The sequence below is a fragment of the Micromonospora sp. D75 genome (assembly GCF_018070405.1).
In the GTDB taxonomy this organism is placed as follows: Bacteria; Actinomycetota; Actinomycetes; order Mycobacteriales; family Micromonosporaceae; genus Micromonospora; species Micromonospora chalcea.
The window spans coordinates 1-14,903 of record NZ_JAGPXV010000072.1 but is presented as its reverse complement, the minus strand read 5'-3'; the positions used below and the strand labels follow the sequence as shown (position 1 = coordinate 14,903).

The following is a 14,903-nucleotide window of genomic DNA, read 5'->3' as shown; positions in this document are numbered from 1 at the left end:
TGCCACAATCACGCCCATCGACGGCCTTCTTCTTCTGACGCTGTTGCCCCTGGTCGGTTTCGTGCTGCTGACCGCCGGCAACGCCTTCTTCGTCGCGGCCGAGTTCGCCCTCGTCACCGTGGACCGGGCGGAGATCGACAGGCGGGCCGGCGAGGGCGACGGCCGGGCCGCCACGGTACGCCGCGCGCTGCGCGAACTGTCCTTCCAGCTCTCCGGCGCGCAACTCGGCATCACCCTCACCGCGTTGCTCACCGGCTACCTCGCCGAACCCGCGCTGGCCCGGATCTTCGCCCCGCTGCTGCATCCGCTCGGCGGCGCGGAACGCTTCTCCGGCCTGCTCGCGCTGGCCCTCGCCACGCTCATCTCGATGCTCTTCGGCGAGCTGGTGCCGAAGAACCTGGCGCTGGCCCGTCCGATGCCGGCGGCGCTCGCCACCGCCGCGCCGATGCGCGCGTTCTCCCGCACGTTCGGCTGGCTGATCCGGCTGCTGAACGAATCAGCCAACCGGCTGGTGCGCCGCCTCGGCGTGGAGCCGCAGGAGGAGCTGGCCAGCGCCCGCTCCCCGGAGGAGCTGGGCCTGCTCGCCGCCATCTCGGCGCGGGCCGGCGCGCTGCCGCCGGACACCGCGATGCTGCTGCGGCGCACGATCCGCTTCGGTGACAAGCGGGCCGCCGAGGCGATGACGCCCCGGGTGGACGTCACCGCGCTGCGCGCCACCGCGTCCGTCGCCGATCTGCTGGACCTCTCCCGGCAGACCGGCCGGACCCGGTTCCCGGTCTACGAGGAGACGCTCGACCTGGTCACCGGCGTCGCCGGGGTGCCCGACGCGCTGGGGGTGCCGCTGGCCCGCCGGGCCGTCACCTCGGTGGCCGCGGTCGCCCGGGAACCGGTGTACGTGCCGGAGAGCCTCAACCTGAACGGGGTGCTGGCCGCGCTGAAGGCCGCCGGGGCGGACCTGGCGATCGTGGTGGACGAGTACGGCGGCACCGACGGCGTGGTGACGGTGGAGGACCTGGTCGAGGAACTGGTCGGGGAGATCGCCGACGAGTTCGACCCGGACGCGGTCGACGACGCCGGGCCGGTGGAGCTCACCGTGCCGGGCGGCGAGCGGACCGTCCTGGCCGACGGCGTGCTGCGCGCCGACGAACTGGTCGAGCAGACCGGGTTCCGGCTGCCCGACGGGCCGTACGAGACGCTGGGCGGCTTCCTGATGGCGCGGCTGGGCCACATCCCGGTGCCCGGCGAGACGGTCGACGAGGCCGGGTACGAGTTCACGGTGGTGGAGGTCGACCGGCACCGGATCGAGCAGGTGCGGGTGGTGCGCCCCGAGGAGCCCGACGACGGTGCCTGAACTACTCGTGGCGGTGGTGCTGCTGCTCGGCAACGCGTTCTTCGTGGGCAGCGAGTTCGCGCTGATCGCCTCCCGCCGTACGGTGATCGAACCGCTTGCGGCGACGTCGAAGCGGGCCCGGTGGGCGCTGGCCGCGATGAACCAGATCCCGCTGATGATCGCCGGAGCGCAGCTCGGCATCACCGTCTGTTCGCTCGGCCTCGGCGCGATCGCCGAGCCGGCGCTGGCCCACCTGCTGGAGGGGCCGTTCGCCGCGCTGGGGATGCCCGCCTCGGCGGTGCACCCGGTGACCTTCGTCATCGCGCTGGCGGTGGTGGTGTTCCTGCACACGGTGGTCGGCGAGATGGTGCCGAAGAACATCACGCTGGCCGGTCCGGAGCCCTCGGCGCTCTGGCTCGGCCCGGCCATGCTGGCGTTCTGCCTGGTCACCAAGCCGTTGCTGCTGGCGATGAAGTGGGCGTCCCGGCAGGTGCTGCGGTGGTGGCGGGTGGAGGCGACAGACGCGGTGAAAACCGTGTTCACCGCCGAGGAACTGGCCGGGCTGGTCTCGCAGGCGCGTACCGAGGGGTTGCTGGACGCCGAGGAGCACGCCCGGATCACCGGCGCGCTGGCCCTGCACAGCCGTACGGCGGCGGACGCGCTGCAACAGTGGTCCACTGTCACCACAGTCGCCGAGGACGTCTCACCGGCGTCGCTGGAGGTGCTGGCGACCCGCACCGGCCGGTCCCGCTTCCCGGTGGTGCAGCGGTCCACCCGCCGGGTGCTCGGTTTCGTGCACGTGAAGGACGTGCTCGGGTACGCCGGCGCGAGTCGCCGGGCCCCCGTGCCGGCCGCTGTCTACCGGCCGCTGGCGGTGGTGCCGCCGGACCGTACGCTCGCCGACCTGCTGCTCGCGATGCGCCGCGAACGCCGCCACATGGTGCTGGTCAGCGACGGACGGCGGCCGATGGGCGTGGTGACGCTCGACGACGTATTGACAGCCATCGTCGGAAGATGAAATGAATACCCTTGGTGTGCAATCGATTGCGGATACGTGATTGAACAAACGGTCGCCTTGATTCCACCGGACGCCTTCCCTAATGTGGGGCACCGACCGCTGTGGGTCGTCTGCCTCGATCTTCCCTCTCGCGAGGCGCCCGGCGGTCGGTTGCAAAGGAGTCCGTGCCGGTGGCAACCACGCCCCCTCAACGTCACGCCCCGAGCGCTCCATCCGGCCGACGTGCCGGGTTCTTCCACCGGATGGCACGCCGTCTGGTCACCCTGGTCGCGGCCGCCGCGGTCGGCGCCGGGATGCTGACGGCTCCGGCGCACGCGGCGCCGTCGGTGGACGAGATCGACGCGCAGATCGACAAGCAGTGGGAGCAGCTCGAACCCACCATCGAGCAGTTCAACAAGGTCCGCTCGCAGCTTCGCGCCAACCAGAAGAAGTCCAAGGCGCTGAAGGACAAGATGGTGCCGCTGGAGCTGGCCTCCACGCTCGCCATGAACAAGGTCGGCGACATCGCGGCCCGCTACTACATCCAGGGCCCGTCGCAGGAGCTGGGCGCGCTGCTGGTGAGCACCAAGCCGGGCACGCTGGCCGAGCAGTTGGTCATGCTGGACCGGATCGCCGACGACCAGCGCCGTCAGATCGCCGGTGTGCTCAAGGTGCGGGACGAGTACAACAGGCAGAAGGAGAAGCTCGACGAGCTGATCGAGCTGGAGACCAAGCAGCAGAACGACCTCGCGGCGAAGAAGAAGCAGATCGACTCGGAGATCAAGCGACTCACCGCGATGCTGCCGGTGACCTCGATCCGCCCGGCGGGCTGCCCGAAGATCGACGGCGTGGTGAGCAGCGCCGCGCGTACCGCGATCGCGACGGCGTGCGCCCAGGTCGGCGACCCGTACGTGTGGGGCGCCACCGGCCCGAACGCGTTCGACTGCTCCGGCCTCACGCAGTACGCGTACAAGGCGGCGGGCATCTCGCTCACCCACTTCACCGGCGCGCAGTGGAACGAGGGCCGCAAGGTGTCCCGTTCCGAGGCGCGCCCGGGTGACCTGGTGTTCTTCGGCTCCGATCTGCATCACGTCGGGCTCTATCTCGGCAACGGGGTGATGGTGCACGCGCCCCGGACAGGCAAACCGGTCCAGGTGTCGAGCATCAACACCCAGCCGCTCGCCGGCTTCGTCCGAGTCACCTGACCTCGGTCACACCGAAAGGCCCCCGGTCCGCACGGACCGGGGGCCTTCGCGTTCTCGGGGAGAGGTCAGCGCGGCGCGCCGACCGGGGACGGCAGGATCAGCACGTCGTCCAGGTTCACGAACATGATCCGGTGGCCGAACTGGACCTGCACGTACTGGTTCTTCCCGCGTACCACGGTCCGGTCACCCGGTGCGGAACCGTCGAACGAGACCGCCCGGTAGTACTCGCCGGGCAGCACCCCGCCGACCGCGTACCGCTGGCCGGCGGCGAACGTGTACTGCAGCGGAGAGATGGCCTGGTACGGGATGGTGTCCGGGTAGGCGGCCTGCTCCGGGTAGGCGCGGCCGTACACCGGGATGGTGGCCTTGCCGGGCCGCGGGGTCACCACGAAGCCGGTGGCCCACTTGGCGGTGGGCGCGGAGGCCGGGTTGTGGAACCACGCCTTCTGGCCGAGGTACCAGATCGCGGTCCAGTCGCCCTGCCGGCCGGCGAGCGCGTACGTCTGGCCGGCCGAGGCGCGGGCGCCGTGGTCGGAGATGTACATGGTGTCCGGCGTGCCGTCCGGGCGCAGCCCGAGGTCGTTGACGAGCGGGGCGTCCGGGCTCGGCGCGGTCCGCAGGATCACCGCCGAGGAGCCGCGCGAGGGGCACGGCTGCGCCGGCGGGGTGGGCGTCGGGACGCCGGGCGGCTGCTGGTTGCAGCCGGTGAACGCGGGCCGGTTGGTGGCGAAGTCCGGGTCGATGGTGACCAGGCCGGTCTTCGCCGTGCCGGTGCCGCGGAACGGCGCCTTCATCAGGTCGAAGTAGTGCGACCAGTCCCAGTAGGGCCCCGGGTCCCAGTGCATGCCGCCCACGTTGGCGGCGGTGATGCCGGGCACGTTGTCGTGGCCGATGATGTGCTGCCGGTCCATCGGGATGCCGAACTTCAGCGCCAGGTGGCGGACCAGCTTGGCGGAGGTGCGGTACATCGCCTCGGTGTACCAGGTGCCCTGGCCGGCGAAGCCCTCGTGCTCCAGGCCGATGGACTTGGCGTTGACGTACCAGTTGCCGGCGTGCCAGCCGACGTCCTTGGTCTTGATGTGCTGGGCGATGTAGCCGTCCACCGAGCGCAGCGTGTAGTGCCAGCCCAGGTAGTCGGCCCGCTTCACCAGGTCGACGCTCGGGCCGAAGTAGCCCTCGGTGTCGTGGATGACGATGTACTCGATCTTCTGCTGCTTCGGCCGGTCAGCCAGGTCGTGGTTGCCGTAGTCGCCCGGGTCGTCGCTGAGCTGCTCGTAGGGCGCGGGAATCCACTCGCAGGCCAGCCGGACCGGGCACTCCAGTCCGTCCGGCCGCTGCGCGGTGCGCAGGCCGAGGCGGGCCAGCCGGGAGCGGTCCGGCTTCGCGGCGGTGGCGGCGAGCGTGACCCGCTGGCCGTCGTCGGTGGTCCGGGTGGCGCCCTGGCCGAGCTGGTCGTACACCTCGTCGGCGAAGGCCGCCGCCGCGTCGGCGGTGTCCGCGCCGGAGTAGCGGGCCACCGCGGCGTACCAGGCCGCCGGGTCGGTGCCGGCGCCGACCGGCCCGCCCAGAGCCTTCTGGTACGACGACAGCAGCGCCGCGCCGCCGCGGATGTTCGCGGCCGGGTCGGTGCGCAGCGTCCCCGCGTCCAGCCCGGTGAGCGCGGCGGCCGCGTCGAGCGTCTGGAGCGAGGCGCTCGGCAGCGGCGTCTCCCGCGTCGGCGCGGCGGCGGTGGCCGGGTCGAGCTTCAGCGGCCGGGAGTCGTCGCCGCGCGGGTCCTCGTCCTCGTCGACGTGGGCGCTGCCCGGCGTGGCGAGGATGTGCGCGGCGTCGGTCAGGTGCATCGGGCCGTAGCCGCCGCTGGTGCTGGGCTGACCCGGGTGGGTGTCCCAGCGGGACTCCAGATAGGAGACACCGAGCAGCACGTTCTGGGGCACGCCGTACTCGGCCGCGGCGGCGGCGTATTGTTGTTGCCGGTCGCTCGCGGGCGCGGACGTGTCCGGCGCGGCGGTAACCGGGCCGGTGGTCGCCAGCGCGGTGGCCGTGGCCACGGCGGCGGCGAGCAGTATCCGTCTGCCCGACGGCGGGGCGGAGAGGTGCATCGAACCTCCTGGACAGGGATGGGGGTCACTGCGTTTCCACCCTCACTCCGCACACCCGCGATGGTCAATACCTTTCCAGTAAGTAATCAGTCGTGAAAGAAAATTTCACCTCCGTGCGCGGTGTGGCGCTGGATCGCGTACGGAGTGTCACGGCGCTGGAAGTTGCGGATCGATAACGGTGGTCCCTACTCTGGTGAATCGTCGGCCGCACGTCTCACCGTCCAACCCGGTCGGTGACGGTCCGACACCGCCGAGTCGCCTCCGGGCGAGCCGGGGAACCAGGTACCTGGGGTGAATCCGCAGCGCTGCTGCGGTAGGGCGGCTCCCTTCCCGCCCGAATCCGTCAGCTAACCCGGTAGGCGGTACGGAAGAAGGAGTACGGACGCCCGGTGGCACTCCATGCCCCGCGGCCGTCGTCGAACCGGTCGGTCGACCGGTCCAGCGTCGCGCCGCGTTCCCGCTGGTCCCGCTTCACCACCGCCCTCGCCGCACTGGTCGGCACCGCCGTCGTACTGACCGGCGGCGCCACTGCGGCACACGCCGAACCCTCGGTCGCCGAGATCGAGGCCCAGATCGACCGCGACTGGAACAAGCTCGAACCGGTCATCGAGCAGGTCAACGACGTACGCGAGCAGCTCGCCGCGCGGCGCAGGCAGGCCGACGCGCTCGGCCGCCAGATCGCACCCCTCCAGGCGCGGGTGGACGCCGCGCTCGGTCAGGTCGGCGGCCTCGCCGCCGACGCCTACAAGGCCGACAACCTCTCCACGGTCAACGCGCTGCTCGGCAGCCGCTCACCCGGTGACCTGGTCGACGGCCTGGAGCTGCTCGACCGCTTCGCGCACCGCCAGCACGAGCAGGTGCGCTCGGTCGCCGCGCTGCGCGACGAGCTGGCGGCGAAGAAGAAGCCGCTGGACGAGATGATCGCCGGCCTGGCGCGCACCGAGGCCCAGCTCGCGGCGAAGAAGAAGCAGATCGACGCCGAGATCGCCAAGCTGGAGAAGCTGCGGCTCAAGGTGTACGGCAAGGGCGGCGGCGGCCTGCTGCGCCCGGCGCCCTGCCCGGCCGGCTATCCCGGCGGCCCGGCCGGAGCGGCGGTGAAGTTCGCCTGCGCCCAGATCGGCAAGATCTACGTCTGGGGCGCCGCCGGCCCGGACCACTTCGACTGCTCGGGCCTCACCATGGCGGCCTGGGCCAAGGGCGGCGTCTCACTGCCGCACAGCGCACGCCAGCAGCACGGCGTGACGAAGCGCATCAGCCGGGCCGAGCTGCGCGCCGGCGACCTCGTCTTCTACTACAGCGACCTGCACCACGTGGCGATGTACGTGGGCGACGGCTGGGTGGTGCACGCCTCCCAGTCCGGCAAGCCCATCACGATGAAGCGGGTCGACGACGGCGACATCAACAGCTACGGCCGCGTGTAAGGAAGGGCCCCCTCTTAACGCCTCCGGTAGAGGAGGGGGCCCTTCTTAACAACTGCGGGCGGCGTCAGCGCGTCGGCCAGGTGCGCCAGCTCTGCCAGGACCGGCTCGGCGTCGGGCCGCGCTGCCCCTGGTAACGCGAGCCGTAGACGGCCGAGCCGTACGGGTGCTCGGCCGGCGAGGAGAGCCGGAAGATGCAGAGCTGGCCGATCTTCATGCCGGGCCAGAGCGTGATCGGCAGGTTCGCCACGTTCGACAGCTCCAGCGTGACGTGACCGGAGAAGCCGGGGTCGATGAAACCGGCTGTCGAGTGGGTCAGCAGACCCAGCCGCCCCAGGCTCGACTTGCCCTCGAGCCGGCCCGCGAGCTGGTCGCCCAGCGAGATCACCTCAAGCGTGGAGGCGAGCACGAACTCGCCCGGGTGCAGCACGAACGGCTGGCCCTCGGGCACCTCCACCATCGAGGTGAGGTCGTCCTGCTGGACCGACGGGTCGATGTGTGTGTAGAGGTGGTTGTTGAAGACCCGGAACAGCCGGTCCAGGCGTACGTCGATGCTCGACGGCTGCACCAGCGTGGGCTCGAAGGGCTCCAGCGCGAGCGTGCCGGCCTTGATCTCGGAGATCAGGTCGCGGTCGGAGAGCAGCATCGGAACACCATAGCGACCGGTATGGGTGACCTGCGTGTCGCACTACTTCTTCGTACACGTGTTCGATAGGATGTCCGCATGGCTTCCTGGTCCGAATTCGCCGCCGACGAGCCCCGCCTCGCCGGCGAGATCCGCCTCCTGATGCAGCAGTACGGGCCGGGCTTCGGCTACCTCGCCACGGTCCGCGCCGACGGCGGCCCCCGCGTGCACCCGGTCTCCCCGGTGTTCACCGACGACGGCCTATGGTGCTTCGTCATCGACTCGCCGAAGCGCCGTGACCTCGAACGCGACGGCCGCTACGCGCTGCACTCGTTCCCGCCCGAGGAGAGCGACGACGAGGCGTACATCGCGGGGCGCGCGCGGCCGGTGACCGACCCGGCCACCGTGACGCGGCTGGCCCGGATCGCCCGCGCGTCGCCACATGGTGACTGGCGGCTGTTCGAGTTCACGGTCGAGGCGGCGATGCTGACCCGGCGCGACCCTGTCGCCCAGCCCGGCGCCGCTCCGCCGCAGGTGCGGGTGTGGCTCGACCCGCTCGGGGCCGAACCGGCCCGGCGTGAGCCGGTGGGCGCGGAGGGCCGGCGCGGCCGGCACGGCTTCGACACCCGCCGCCCGGCCGCCTGACCCCGACCCCGAAACGAGCGGTGCCGGCCCCGTCCGAGGACAGGGCCGGCACCGGTACGCGGTACGAGGCGGTCAGGCCGCGCGGTAGGCGTTCCACGCGGTGAGCATGCGGCTCGCCTGGCCGGCGGTGAACTGGTACATGCAGGAGTCGTACGTGTAGTCCATGAAGTTGGTGATCGGGTCCTTGCCGGCGGTCGAGCAGGTGTCGCGGCCGGTCGGGCACTGGTACGCCGGGGACGCCTCGGCCGGGGTGTCGGAGACGCTGTCGCCCGAGCCGGAGCAGCCGCCCTGGAAGGTGTGGTAGAGGTTCAGCCAGTGGCCGACCTCGTGGGTGCCGGTGTCACCCTGGTTGTAGTTGGTGGCGGTGCCGCCGGGCAGCGACTCGTTGAGCACGACCACGCCGTCCATCTTGTCCAGCGTCCGCTTCGGGAACGTCGCCCAGCCCAGCAGGCTGTCGCTCAGCTCGCCGAGGTAGATGTTCAGCGTGTTCTTGCCGCCCTCGCGCAGCGAGGTCTTCATCGAGCGCTCGGCGGAGGAGCCCTGCACGATCGGGTACCACGACGGGTTGGTCACCCGGTTGATCTTCGTGAGCTGGAACCCGAAGGCGGTGGCGGCGCCGCCGGTCGAGCCCGCGTACGACTGGTTCAGCACGGTGATCTGCTGGTTGATCATCGAGTCGGTGATGTTGCCGCCGGCCCGGGTGCTGTTCTCCTGGATGACGTGCACGACGACCGGGATCGTCACGGTGGCCAGCGGGGTGACCGCGCCGGTCCGGAAGTTGGCCCGCTCGCGCTGCGCGGCGGCGAGGTCGGCCTCCCGGTCCTGGACCTGCTTGGCGGTCAGGTGGTTGGGGTCGAGCTTGGCGTTGCCGCCCTTCGCGACGCGAGCGTTCGCGTGCTCGTCGGCGTGGGCGTCAGCAGGCTCGGCGCAGACGCCGGCCGGGGCGGCCGAGAAGGCCGAAGCAGCGGGAACGACGCCGACGGCGGCGGTGCTGAGCAGCAGCGCGAGGGTCGACGTCGCGACACCGGCGGTACGCCGGGTCAGCAGGTTGGGACGGAGTCCCATGGGCCCACCTCTTTCTGACGGCGTGCCAGGGGGTGTGTCACGCCGGTGCGGAAACGTGGGGCAGACGTTACATCCCATCGATGCATTTGAGAATGCCCATACGAGTTCGGGGAGGTGGCTGGGTCAACCGCCCGCCGATGCCGCCACCTCGCCGAGGTGGCGCGCGCACCTGAGTGCACGGGGGTGGGGGGCTTCAGGTAGAGTGGTGCCGCCTGCGGGTGTAGTTCAATGGCAGAACATCAGCTTCCCAAGCTGACAGTGCGGGTTCGATTCCCGTCACCCGCTCCAACGTGAGGCCCCAGCTCAGGACAGCTTTCCTGGCTGGGGCTTCGTTGTCGGACGTTCACAACCGCTGTTCCCACCAGGGCGCGCGCGGGTCGGCCCACGGATTCGCCAGGGTTCGACCGAGGAATCGATCATCAGCCTCCTCGATGACGCGGCGCAGCTCCCGCGCCGCTCGCCCGGGTAGCGACCGCAGAGCGATGTCCAGCACTTCCCGATAGTCGAGGGTGCAGCCGCAGGGGCACCCGCCGAAGTCATCGAGCAGTTGACGCGCTGGACCTCGGGCTATGCCGATCCAACGTTGGAGGGCGTAGCCGATGTCACCCGGCCGCAGCCGATTGTCCTGGCGCTCGAGCCGGACGATGTCAGCGACGACCTTGCCGGAAACCCGCTGAAGGTGCTTACGGGATCCGTGCACCTGTCGGCGGCTGGGTTCAGCGGCGCGTAACGCCACAGGCCGCCTACGCGGCACGGTCCCTTCGACGTGAAGCCATGTGGGCAAGCATGACAGAGGGACCGGCGCCGCGCCGCCGACAAATCAGGGGTTCAGGCTCGCCCACTGCGCCTGGGTGGACAGCTCCCCGTGGTTGAGGCGGTCGACTATCGCCTGCTTCGCGGCCCAGTCCAGCGTCTCGGGCAGCCGGTCGAACGAAGCGGGCCAGACGTCGAGCAACGAGAAGATCTCCTGGCCGTCGCGCACTGTCAGCAGCAGCATGCACCGCCAGTGCGGATCGAACTCCGGCCGCCGGCCCGCCCGGTGCACCAGGAACGGGCGCAGGTAGTGCGGGGCGAGCGGGGCGGCGTGCTCGGCCAGCCAGCCCCGACCGTGATTGCGGCTGAACCCGTACTCGATCGCCTGGGTGTCGAGTTGGATGAGCGTGGCGGTGTCGACCGCCTTGACGGTCCGGGGCACGGGAGACGGCACCCCTGAAGCATTCCATCGATCGGGCGGGCGGAGCGATGAGTCGCGGGCCGCAGCCGGGTCTGACAGGGGGAAGGCAGCGGAAACCGGAGGAGCAGACCCATGGGTACGTTGATCGTGACCGAGTTCCTGACCCTCGACGGCGTGGCGCAGGCGCCCGGCGAGCCCGACGAGGACCGTGACGGCGGCTTCAGCCACGGCGGCTGGCAGATGCCGCTGCTGGACGAGAAGTCCGGCACGGTGATGTTCCAGCAGGCGAGCAGCATGGACGCGCTGCTGCTGGGCCGCAAGACGTACGACATCTTCGCCGGCTACTGGCCGAAGGCGCCGGAGGAGATCCCCTTCACCGGCCTGCTCAACGGCGTGCCCAAGTACGTGGCCAGCCGTACCCTCACCGAGCCGCTGGCCTGGGCGAACTCGTCGCTGGTGTCCGGTGACCTCGCCGAGCGCGTCACCGAGATCAAGGCCCGCCACGACGAGGTGCACGTGATCGGCAGCCTCGACCTGGCGCAGTCGCTGCTGCGCGCCGGTCTCGTGGACCGGCTCAACCTGTGGGTGTACCCGGTGCTGCTCGGCACCGGCAAGCGGCTGTTCGGCGACGGCACGGTGCCGACCGCGCTGCGGCTCACCGAGTCGGTCACCCACGCCCACGGCACGCTCCAGTTGACGTACGAGCCGGCCGGCGCGCCCGCCTACGGCGACGCGGCCGCGTAGGGCACGTCGAGGTCGAGCGTGTGCCGCAGGCCGGGCTCCCCGTCGAGTTCCACCGGACCGTCCGGTACGAAGCCGGCACGCGTGAGCACCGCCAGTGAGGCCGGGTTCGCCAGCGCCGCCGAGGCGACGAGCCGGTGCAGCCCGTACTCGCTGCGGGCCAGTTCGCAGACGCGCCGTACGCCTTCGCCGGCGAGCCCGCGCCCGGCGGCGCGCTCGGCCACGCGGTAGCCCAGCTCGGCGCTGCCGCCTGCGACGTCGACCAGGTTGAAGCGCCCGAGCACGGCGCCGTAGTCGCCGACCAGCACGTGGAAGTGGCAGGTGCCGCGGTCCTGCTCGGCCAGCAGGGCCGCGTGCCGGGCGGCGTAGCCGGTGAAGAAGTCGTCGCCCCGGTCGGGGACGTACCGGGCGAAGTAGGCCCGGTTCTCCCGCTCGAACCGCAGCACGGCGGGCGCGTGGCGGGCGGCGAGTCGTTCCAGCTCCGGCATCGGGCCAGGTTAGGCGTCGGCCGGGTAGGAACGCAGTTCGATTGTGTTGCCGTCCGGGTCGCTGACGTAGATCGAGGTGGCGGTGCCGCGCGCCCCGAAGCGCGGGACCGGGCCGGTCAGCACCGTGAACACCCCGGAGTCGACCACCCGCTGCCAGTCGACCGGCTCCACGACGAGGCAGAAGTGGTCCACGTTGGACCCGGTCGGGTCGCCCGCGACCAGGTCGATGATGGTGCCGGCGTCGATGCGTACGGAGGGGAAGGGCACCTCGCCGGCCCGCCACCTGTCGACCCGCACCGGGGCCAGCCCGAGCGTGCCGCAGTAGAAGTCGAGGGAACGCTCGACGTCGCTCACCGAGAGCACGAGATGGTCGAACCCGGTCACCGTCACGAGATCGTTCCGCATGCCGTCAACTCTGGCCCGGCGCGGCGGCGGGACCAACCCCCGATCGCACTACGATCGTTGACTCACGGGCAACGACGGAGGTGCCGTGTGCTGGAGCGGTACGAGATCGAGACGTTCCTGACCCTGGCCGAGGAGCTGCACTTCGGGCGGACCGCCGAGCGGCTGCGGGTGAGCACCGGCCGGGTCAGTCACGTGGTGCGCAAGCTGGAACGCCGCATCGGTGCGCCGCTGTTCGAGCGCACCAGCCGGGTCGTCCGGCTCACCCCGATCGGTGCCCGCCTGGCCGAGGAGATGCGCCCGCTGGTGGCCGGCATCGAGGCGGCGGTGCAGCGGGCCGTGGACGCCGGGCGCGGGCTCACCGGCGAGCTGCGGGTGGCGTACGTCGGCGAGTCGACAGCGCCGGTGCTGCTGCGGGCGGTCGCGCTGTTCACCGAGCGTCATCCGGACTGCGAGGTGCACGTGCACGAGGCGCGGCTGGCCAGCACCCGGTCGAGCCTGCTGGACGGCACGATCGACGTCCTGATCGCCTCGTACCCCTTCGACGGCATGGCGAACGGCCCGGTGCTGCTGCGCGAGCGCCGGGTGCTCGCGGTGGCCGCGGGCCATCCGCTGGCGGCCGAGGAGTCGGTGTCGCTGGAGGTGCTGGGCGACCATCCGGTGGTGCAGTACCCGGCGGTGACGTCGACCGCGTTCAAGCAGGACCGCACGCCGGACCGCACCCCGTCCGGCCGTCCGGTGCCGAAGGGCCCGGTGGGTGGCAGCTTCTCCGAGATGCTGGCGCTCGTCGCGCTGGGGCGCGGGGTGCTGCCGGTGGGTGAGCAGGCCCGGCAGTTCTACGCCCGCCCGGACGTGGCCTACGTGCCGATCCATGACGCGCCGCCGATCTGTCGCGGTCCGGTGTGGCCGGCCGGGAACACCACATCCCGGGTACGCGAGTTCGTGCGCGCAGCAGCCGACGCCAACCCGCTGCCGCCGGACTGACCCCGTCGTACCCGGGTGGCAGCATCGGCGGGATGCGGGACGAGATCCGGGCACTGGTCGAGGAACTGCCACCTGGGGACGAGCTGGAGGCGCGGCACCGGGAGGCGGCCTTGACCTGGCTGACCGGCACGGAGGACATCTTCCGCCGGGCCAAGCCGCGTACGCCGTCGCCACACCTGGTCGCGTACTTCCTGCTCCGCGACCCGGCCGACGGCGCGGTGCTGCTCGTCGACCACCGCCTCGCCGCGATGTGGTTGCCCAGCGGCGGGCACGTCGAGCCGGGAGAGCACCCGGCCGACACGGTGCGCCGCGAGCTGCGGGAGGAACTGGGCGTGTCAGCGGTCTTCGCGCCGCCGTTCGGTAGGCGCCCGGCGTTCCTCACCGTCACCGAGACGGTCGGCCCGCCCGAGCACCGGCACACCGACGTGAGCCTCTGGTACGTGCTGTCCGCGGGCCGTGACCAGCGGTTCACGCCCGACCCGGTGGAGTTCGCGGGCATCCGCTGGTGGACGCCGGCCGAGGTGAACGAGGCGCCGACCGGCACGATCGAGCCGCATCTGGGCCGGATGCTCGCCAAACTGGCGGCAACGACGCCTTGACCCGTCCCCTGCGGCAAGGCCCAGCGTGGTCGGTGCCGGTCGCGGTGACCGGCACGAGGAGCGCGAGGGAGGCACGGTGCGACTGCTGACCATCGGGGCGTTCGCCCGCGCGACCGGCCTGAGCGCCAAGGCGTTGCGCATCTACGACGACTGCGGGCTTCTGCCCCCGGCTGCGGTGGACCCGCACTCGGGCTACCGCTACTACGCGCCGGAGCAGGCGGACCGGGCGCGGCTGATCGCCGGGCTGCGCCGGGCGGGGATGCCGCTGGCCGAGATCCGTGCCGTCTGCGGCCTGCCGCCCGCGGCCGCCGCGGAGGCGCTCGACGCCTGGTGGCGGCGGGTCAGCGCGGACACCGCGGCGCGCGGCCGGGCCGTCGCGCTCCTCGTCGACAGGCTCAGCGAGAGGGGCACCACCATGTCCGAGACGATCTTCCGGTACGCGACGCGCTGCGAAACGGGAACGGTCCGCGACTCCAACGAGGACACCGCGTACGCGAGCGCGGCGCTGCTCGCTGTCGCCGACGGCGTACGCGGCCCGGCCGGGTCCACCGCCAGTGCGGAGGCGGTGGACGCGCTGCGGCCGCTGGAGCAGACGGACGAGTCGCAGGCCGACCTGCTCGCCGCGCTTGCCGACGCGGTGAGCCGGGCCGACCGGGCGGTACGCGGGCACGCCACCGACACCGATCAGCCTGCCACCACGCTCACCGCGCTCGTGCGACGTGGCACCCGGCTGGCGCTGGTGCACGTCGGGGACAGCCGGGCGTACCTGCTGCGCGGCGGTGAGCTGTCCCGGCTCACCCAGGACCACACGTACGTGCAGACGCTCGTCGACCAGGGCCGGCTCACCCCGGCCGAGGCGGGATCGCATCCGCAGCGGGCGCTGCTGGCCCGGGCGCTCGGCGCGGGCGCGGAGGTCGAGGCGGACCTGGCGCTGCGGACCGCGCTGCCCGGCGACCGCTACCTGCTCTGCTCCGACGGCCTCTCCGCCGTGGTGGAGCCGGGCGCGCTGCACGCCGCGCTGACGGAGGCGGACGATCCGGAGAGCGCCGTCGAGCGCCTGGTGGAGCTGGCGTACGCGGCCGGCGCGCCGGACAACATCGCCTGCGTGGTCGCCGATCTGGCGGCGTGATC

Annotated in this window: 16 protein-coding genes, 1 tRNA gene and 1 riboswitch; of the genes, 10 read left to right on the top strand and 7 right to left on the bottom strand. The window is 71.7% G+C overall.

Annotation, left to right across the window (positions count from 1 at the left end; genetic code table 11):
• Positions 1-43 precede the first annotated feature (43 nt).
• The 3 genes from KBX39_RS07185 to KBX39_RS07175 all read left to right on the top strand — a co-directional run bounded on the left by KBX39_RS07185 (position 44) and on the right by KBX39_RS07175 (position 3,532).
• A complete protein-coding gene (locus KBX39_RS07185) occupies positions 44-1,351 on the top strand; it encodes a hemolysin family protein (protein WP_113972298.1) in 1,308 nt (435 codons plus the stop codon).
• Positions 1,344-2,348 (top strand): hemolysin family protein, encoded by a 1,005-nt coding sequence (locus KBX39_RS07180; protein WP_064447992.1) that lies wholly within the window; start codon positions 1,344-1,346, stop codon positions 2,346-2,348. The genes KBX39_RS07185 and KBX39_RS07180 overlap by 8 nt, the downstream gene beginning before the upstream one ends.
• Positions 2,349-2,512: 164 nt before the next feature.
• Entirely contained in the window at positions 2,513-3,532 is a 1,020-nt protein-coding gene (locus KBX39_RS07175) for a C40 family peptidase (RefSeq protein ID WP_209963887.1), read from the top strand.
• Positions 3,533-3,597: 65 nt separating this feature from the next.
• On the opposite strand, the gene KBX39_RS07170 is transcribed toward KBX39_RS07175, so the two are convergent.
• The gene (locus KBX39_RS07170) at positions 3,598-5,631 is read right to left on the bottom strand and encodes an N-acetylmuramoyl-L-alanine amidase (protein ID WP_210869696.1); all 2,034 of its coding nucleotides are present in this window, start codon (positions 5,629-5,631) and stop codon (positions 3,598-3,600) included.
• A gap of 238 nt (positions 5,632-5,869) precedes the next feature.
• Positions 5,870-6,007, top strand: a riboswitch (cyclic di-AMP (ydaO/yuaA leader).
• Positions 6,008-6,020: 13 nt separating this feature from the next.
• On the opposite strand from KBX39_RS07170, the gene KBX39_RS07165 reads away from it, so the two are divergent.
• The gene (locus KBX39_RS07165; RefSeq protein WP_210869694.1) at positions 6,021-7,052 is read left to right on the top strand and encodes an NlpC/P60 family protein; all 1,032 of its coding nucleotides are present in this window, start codon (positions 6,021-6,023) and stop codon (positions 7,050-7,052) included.
• Positions 7,053-7,116: 64 nt separating this feature from the next.
• On the opposite strand, the gene dcd is transcribed toward KBX39_RS07165, so the two are convergent.
• Positions 7,117-7,695 (bottom strand): dCTP deaminase, encoded by a 579-nt coding sequence (gene dcd / locus KBX39_RS07160; RefSeq protein WP_043327610.1) that lies wholly within the window; start codon positions 7,693-7,695, stop codon positions 7,117-7,119.
• A gap of 78 nt (positions 7,696-7,773) precedes the next feature.
• Here dcd and KBX39_RS07155 point away from each other — a divergent pair, with 78 nt between their 5' ends.
• Positions 7,774-8,319: a pyridoxamine 5'-phosphate oxidase family protein gene (locus KBX39_RS07155; protein ID WP_043327609.1), complete on the top strand. Its 546-nt coding sequence runs from the start codon at positions 7,774-7,776 to the stop codon at positions 8,317-8,319.
• Between the two features lie 72 nt (positions 8,320-8,391).
• On the opposite strand, the gene KBX39_RS07150 is transcribed toward KBX39_RS07155, so the two are convergent.
• Positions 8,392-9,384, bottom strand: a complete 993-nt coding sequence (locus KBX39_RS07150; RefSeq protein WP_043327608.1) for a zinc metalloprotease — start codon at positions 9,382-9,384, stop codon at positions 8,392-8,394.
• Positions 9,385-9,598: 214 nt separating this feature from the next.
• On the opposite strand from KBX39_RS07150, the gene KBX39_RS07145 reads away from it, so the two are divergent.
• Positions 9,599-9,672: transfer RNA gene (locus KBX39_RS07145), tRNA-Gly, on the top strand.
• A 55-nt stretch (positions 9,673-9,727) separates the two neighbouring features.
• Here KBX39_RS07145 and KBX39_RS07140 read toward each other — a convergent pair.
• A complete protein-coding gene (locus tag KBX39_RS07140; RefSeq protein WP_210869692.1) occupies positions 9,728-10,084 on the bottom strand; it encodes a hypothetical protein in 357 nt (118 codons plus the stop codon).
• A 120-nt stretch (positions 10,085-10,204) separates the two neighbouring features.
• Positions 10,205-10,579 (bottom strand): hypothetical protein, encoded by a 375-nt coding sequence (locus KBX39_RS07135; protein ID WP_247659946.1) that lies wholly within the window; start codon positions 10,577-10,579, stop codon positions 10,205-10,207.
• Between the two features lie 111 nt (positions 10,580-10,690).
• Here KBX39_RS07135 and KBX39_RS07130 point away from each other — a divergent pair, with 111 nt between their 5' ends.
• The gene (locus KBX39_RS07130) at positions 10,691-11,302 is read left to right on the top strand and encodes a dihydrofolate reductase family protein (protein ID WP_210869688.1); all 612 of its coding nucleotides are present in this window, start codon (positions 10,691-10,693) and stop codon (positions 11,300-11,302) included.
• On the opposite strand, the gene KBX39_RS07125 is transcribed toward KBX39_RS07130, so the two are convergent.
• Both KBX39_RS07125 and KBX39_RS07120 read right to left on the bottom strand, forming a co-directional pair.
• Positions 11,281-11,787, bottom strand: a complete 507-nt coding sequence (locus tag KBX39_RS07125; RefSeq protein WP_210869686.1) for a GNAT family N-acetyltransferase — start codon at positions 11,785-11,787, stop codon at positions 11,281-11,283. The two genes, KBX39_RS07130 and KBX39_RS07125, sit on opposite strands and share 22 nt — an antisense overlap.
• Positions 11,788-11,796: 9 nt before the next feature.
• Positions 11,797-12,192: a VOC family protein gene (locus tag KBX39_RS07120; protein ID WP_210869684.1), complete on the bottom strand. Its 396-nt coding sequence runs from the start codon at positions 12,190-12,192 to the stop codon at positions 11,797-11,799.
• Positions 12,193-12,279: 87 nt separating this feature from the next.
• Here KBX39_RS07120 and KBX39_RS07115 point away from each other — a divergent pair, with 87 nt between their 5' ends.
• The 3 genes from KBX39_RS07115 (at position 12,280) to KBX39_RS07105 (ending at position 14,901) form a co-directional block, all read left to right on the top strand.
• Positions 12,280-13,173 (top strand): LysR family transcriptional regulator, encoded by an 894-nt coding sequence (locus tag KBX39_RS07115; RefSeq protein WP_210869682.1) that lies wholly within the window; start codon positions 12,280-12,282, stop codon positions 13,171-13,173.
• Between the two features lie 32 nt (positions 13,174-13,205).
• The gene (locus KBX39_RS07110; protein WP_210869680.1) at positions 13,206-13,772 is read left to right on the top strand and encodes an NUDIX hydrolase; all 567 of its coding nucleotides are present in this window, start codon (positions 13,206-13,208) and stop codon (positions 13,770-13,772) included.
• Positions 13,773-13,848: 76 nt separating this feature from the next.
• A complete protein-coding gene (locus KBX39_RS07105) occupies positions 13,849-14,901 on the top strand; it encodes a MerR family transcriptional regulator (protein WP_210869678.1) in 1,053 nt (350 codons plus the stop codon).
• Positions 14,902-14,903 lie beyond the last annotated feature (2 nt).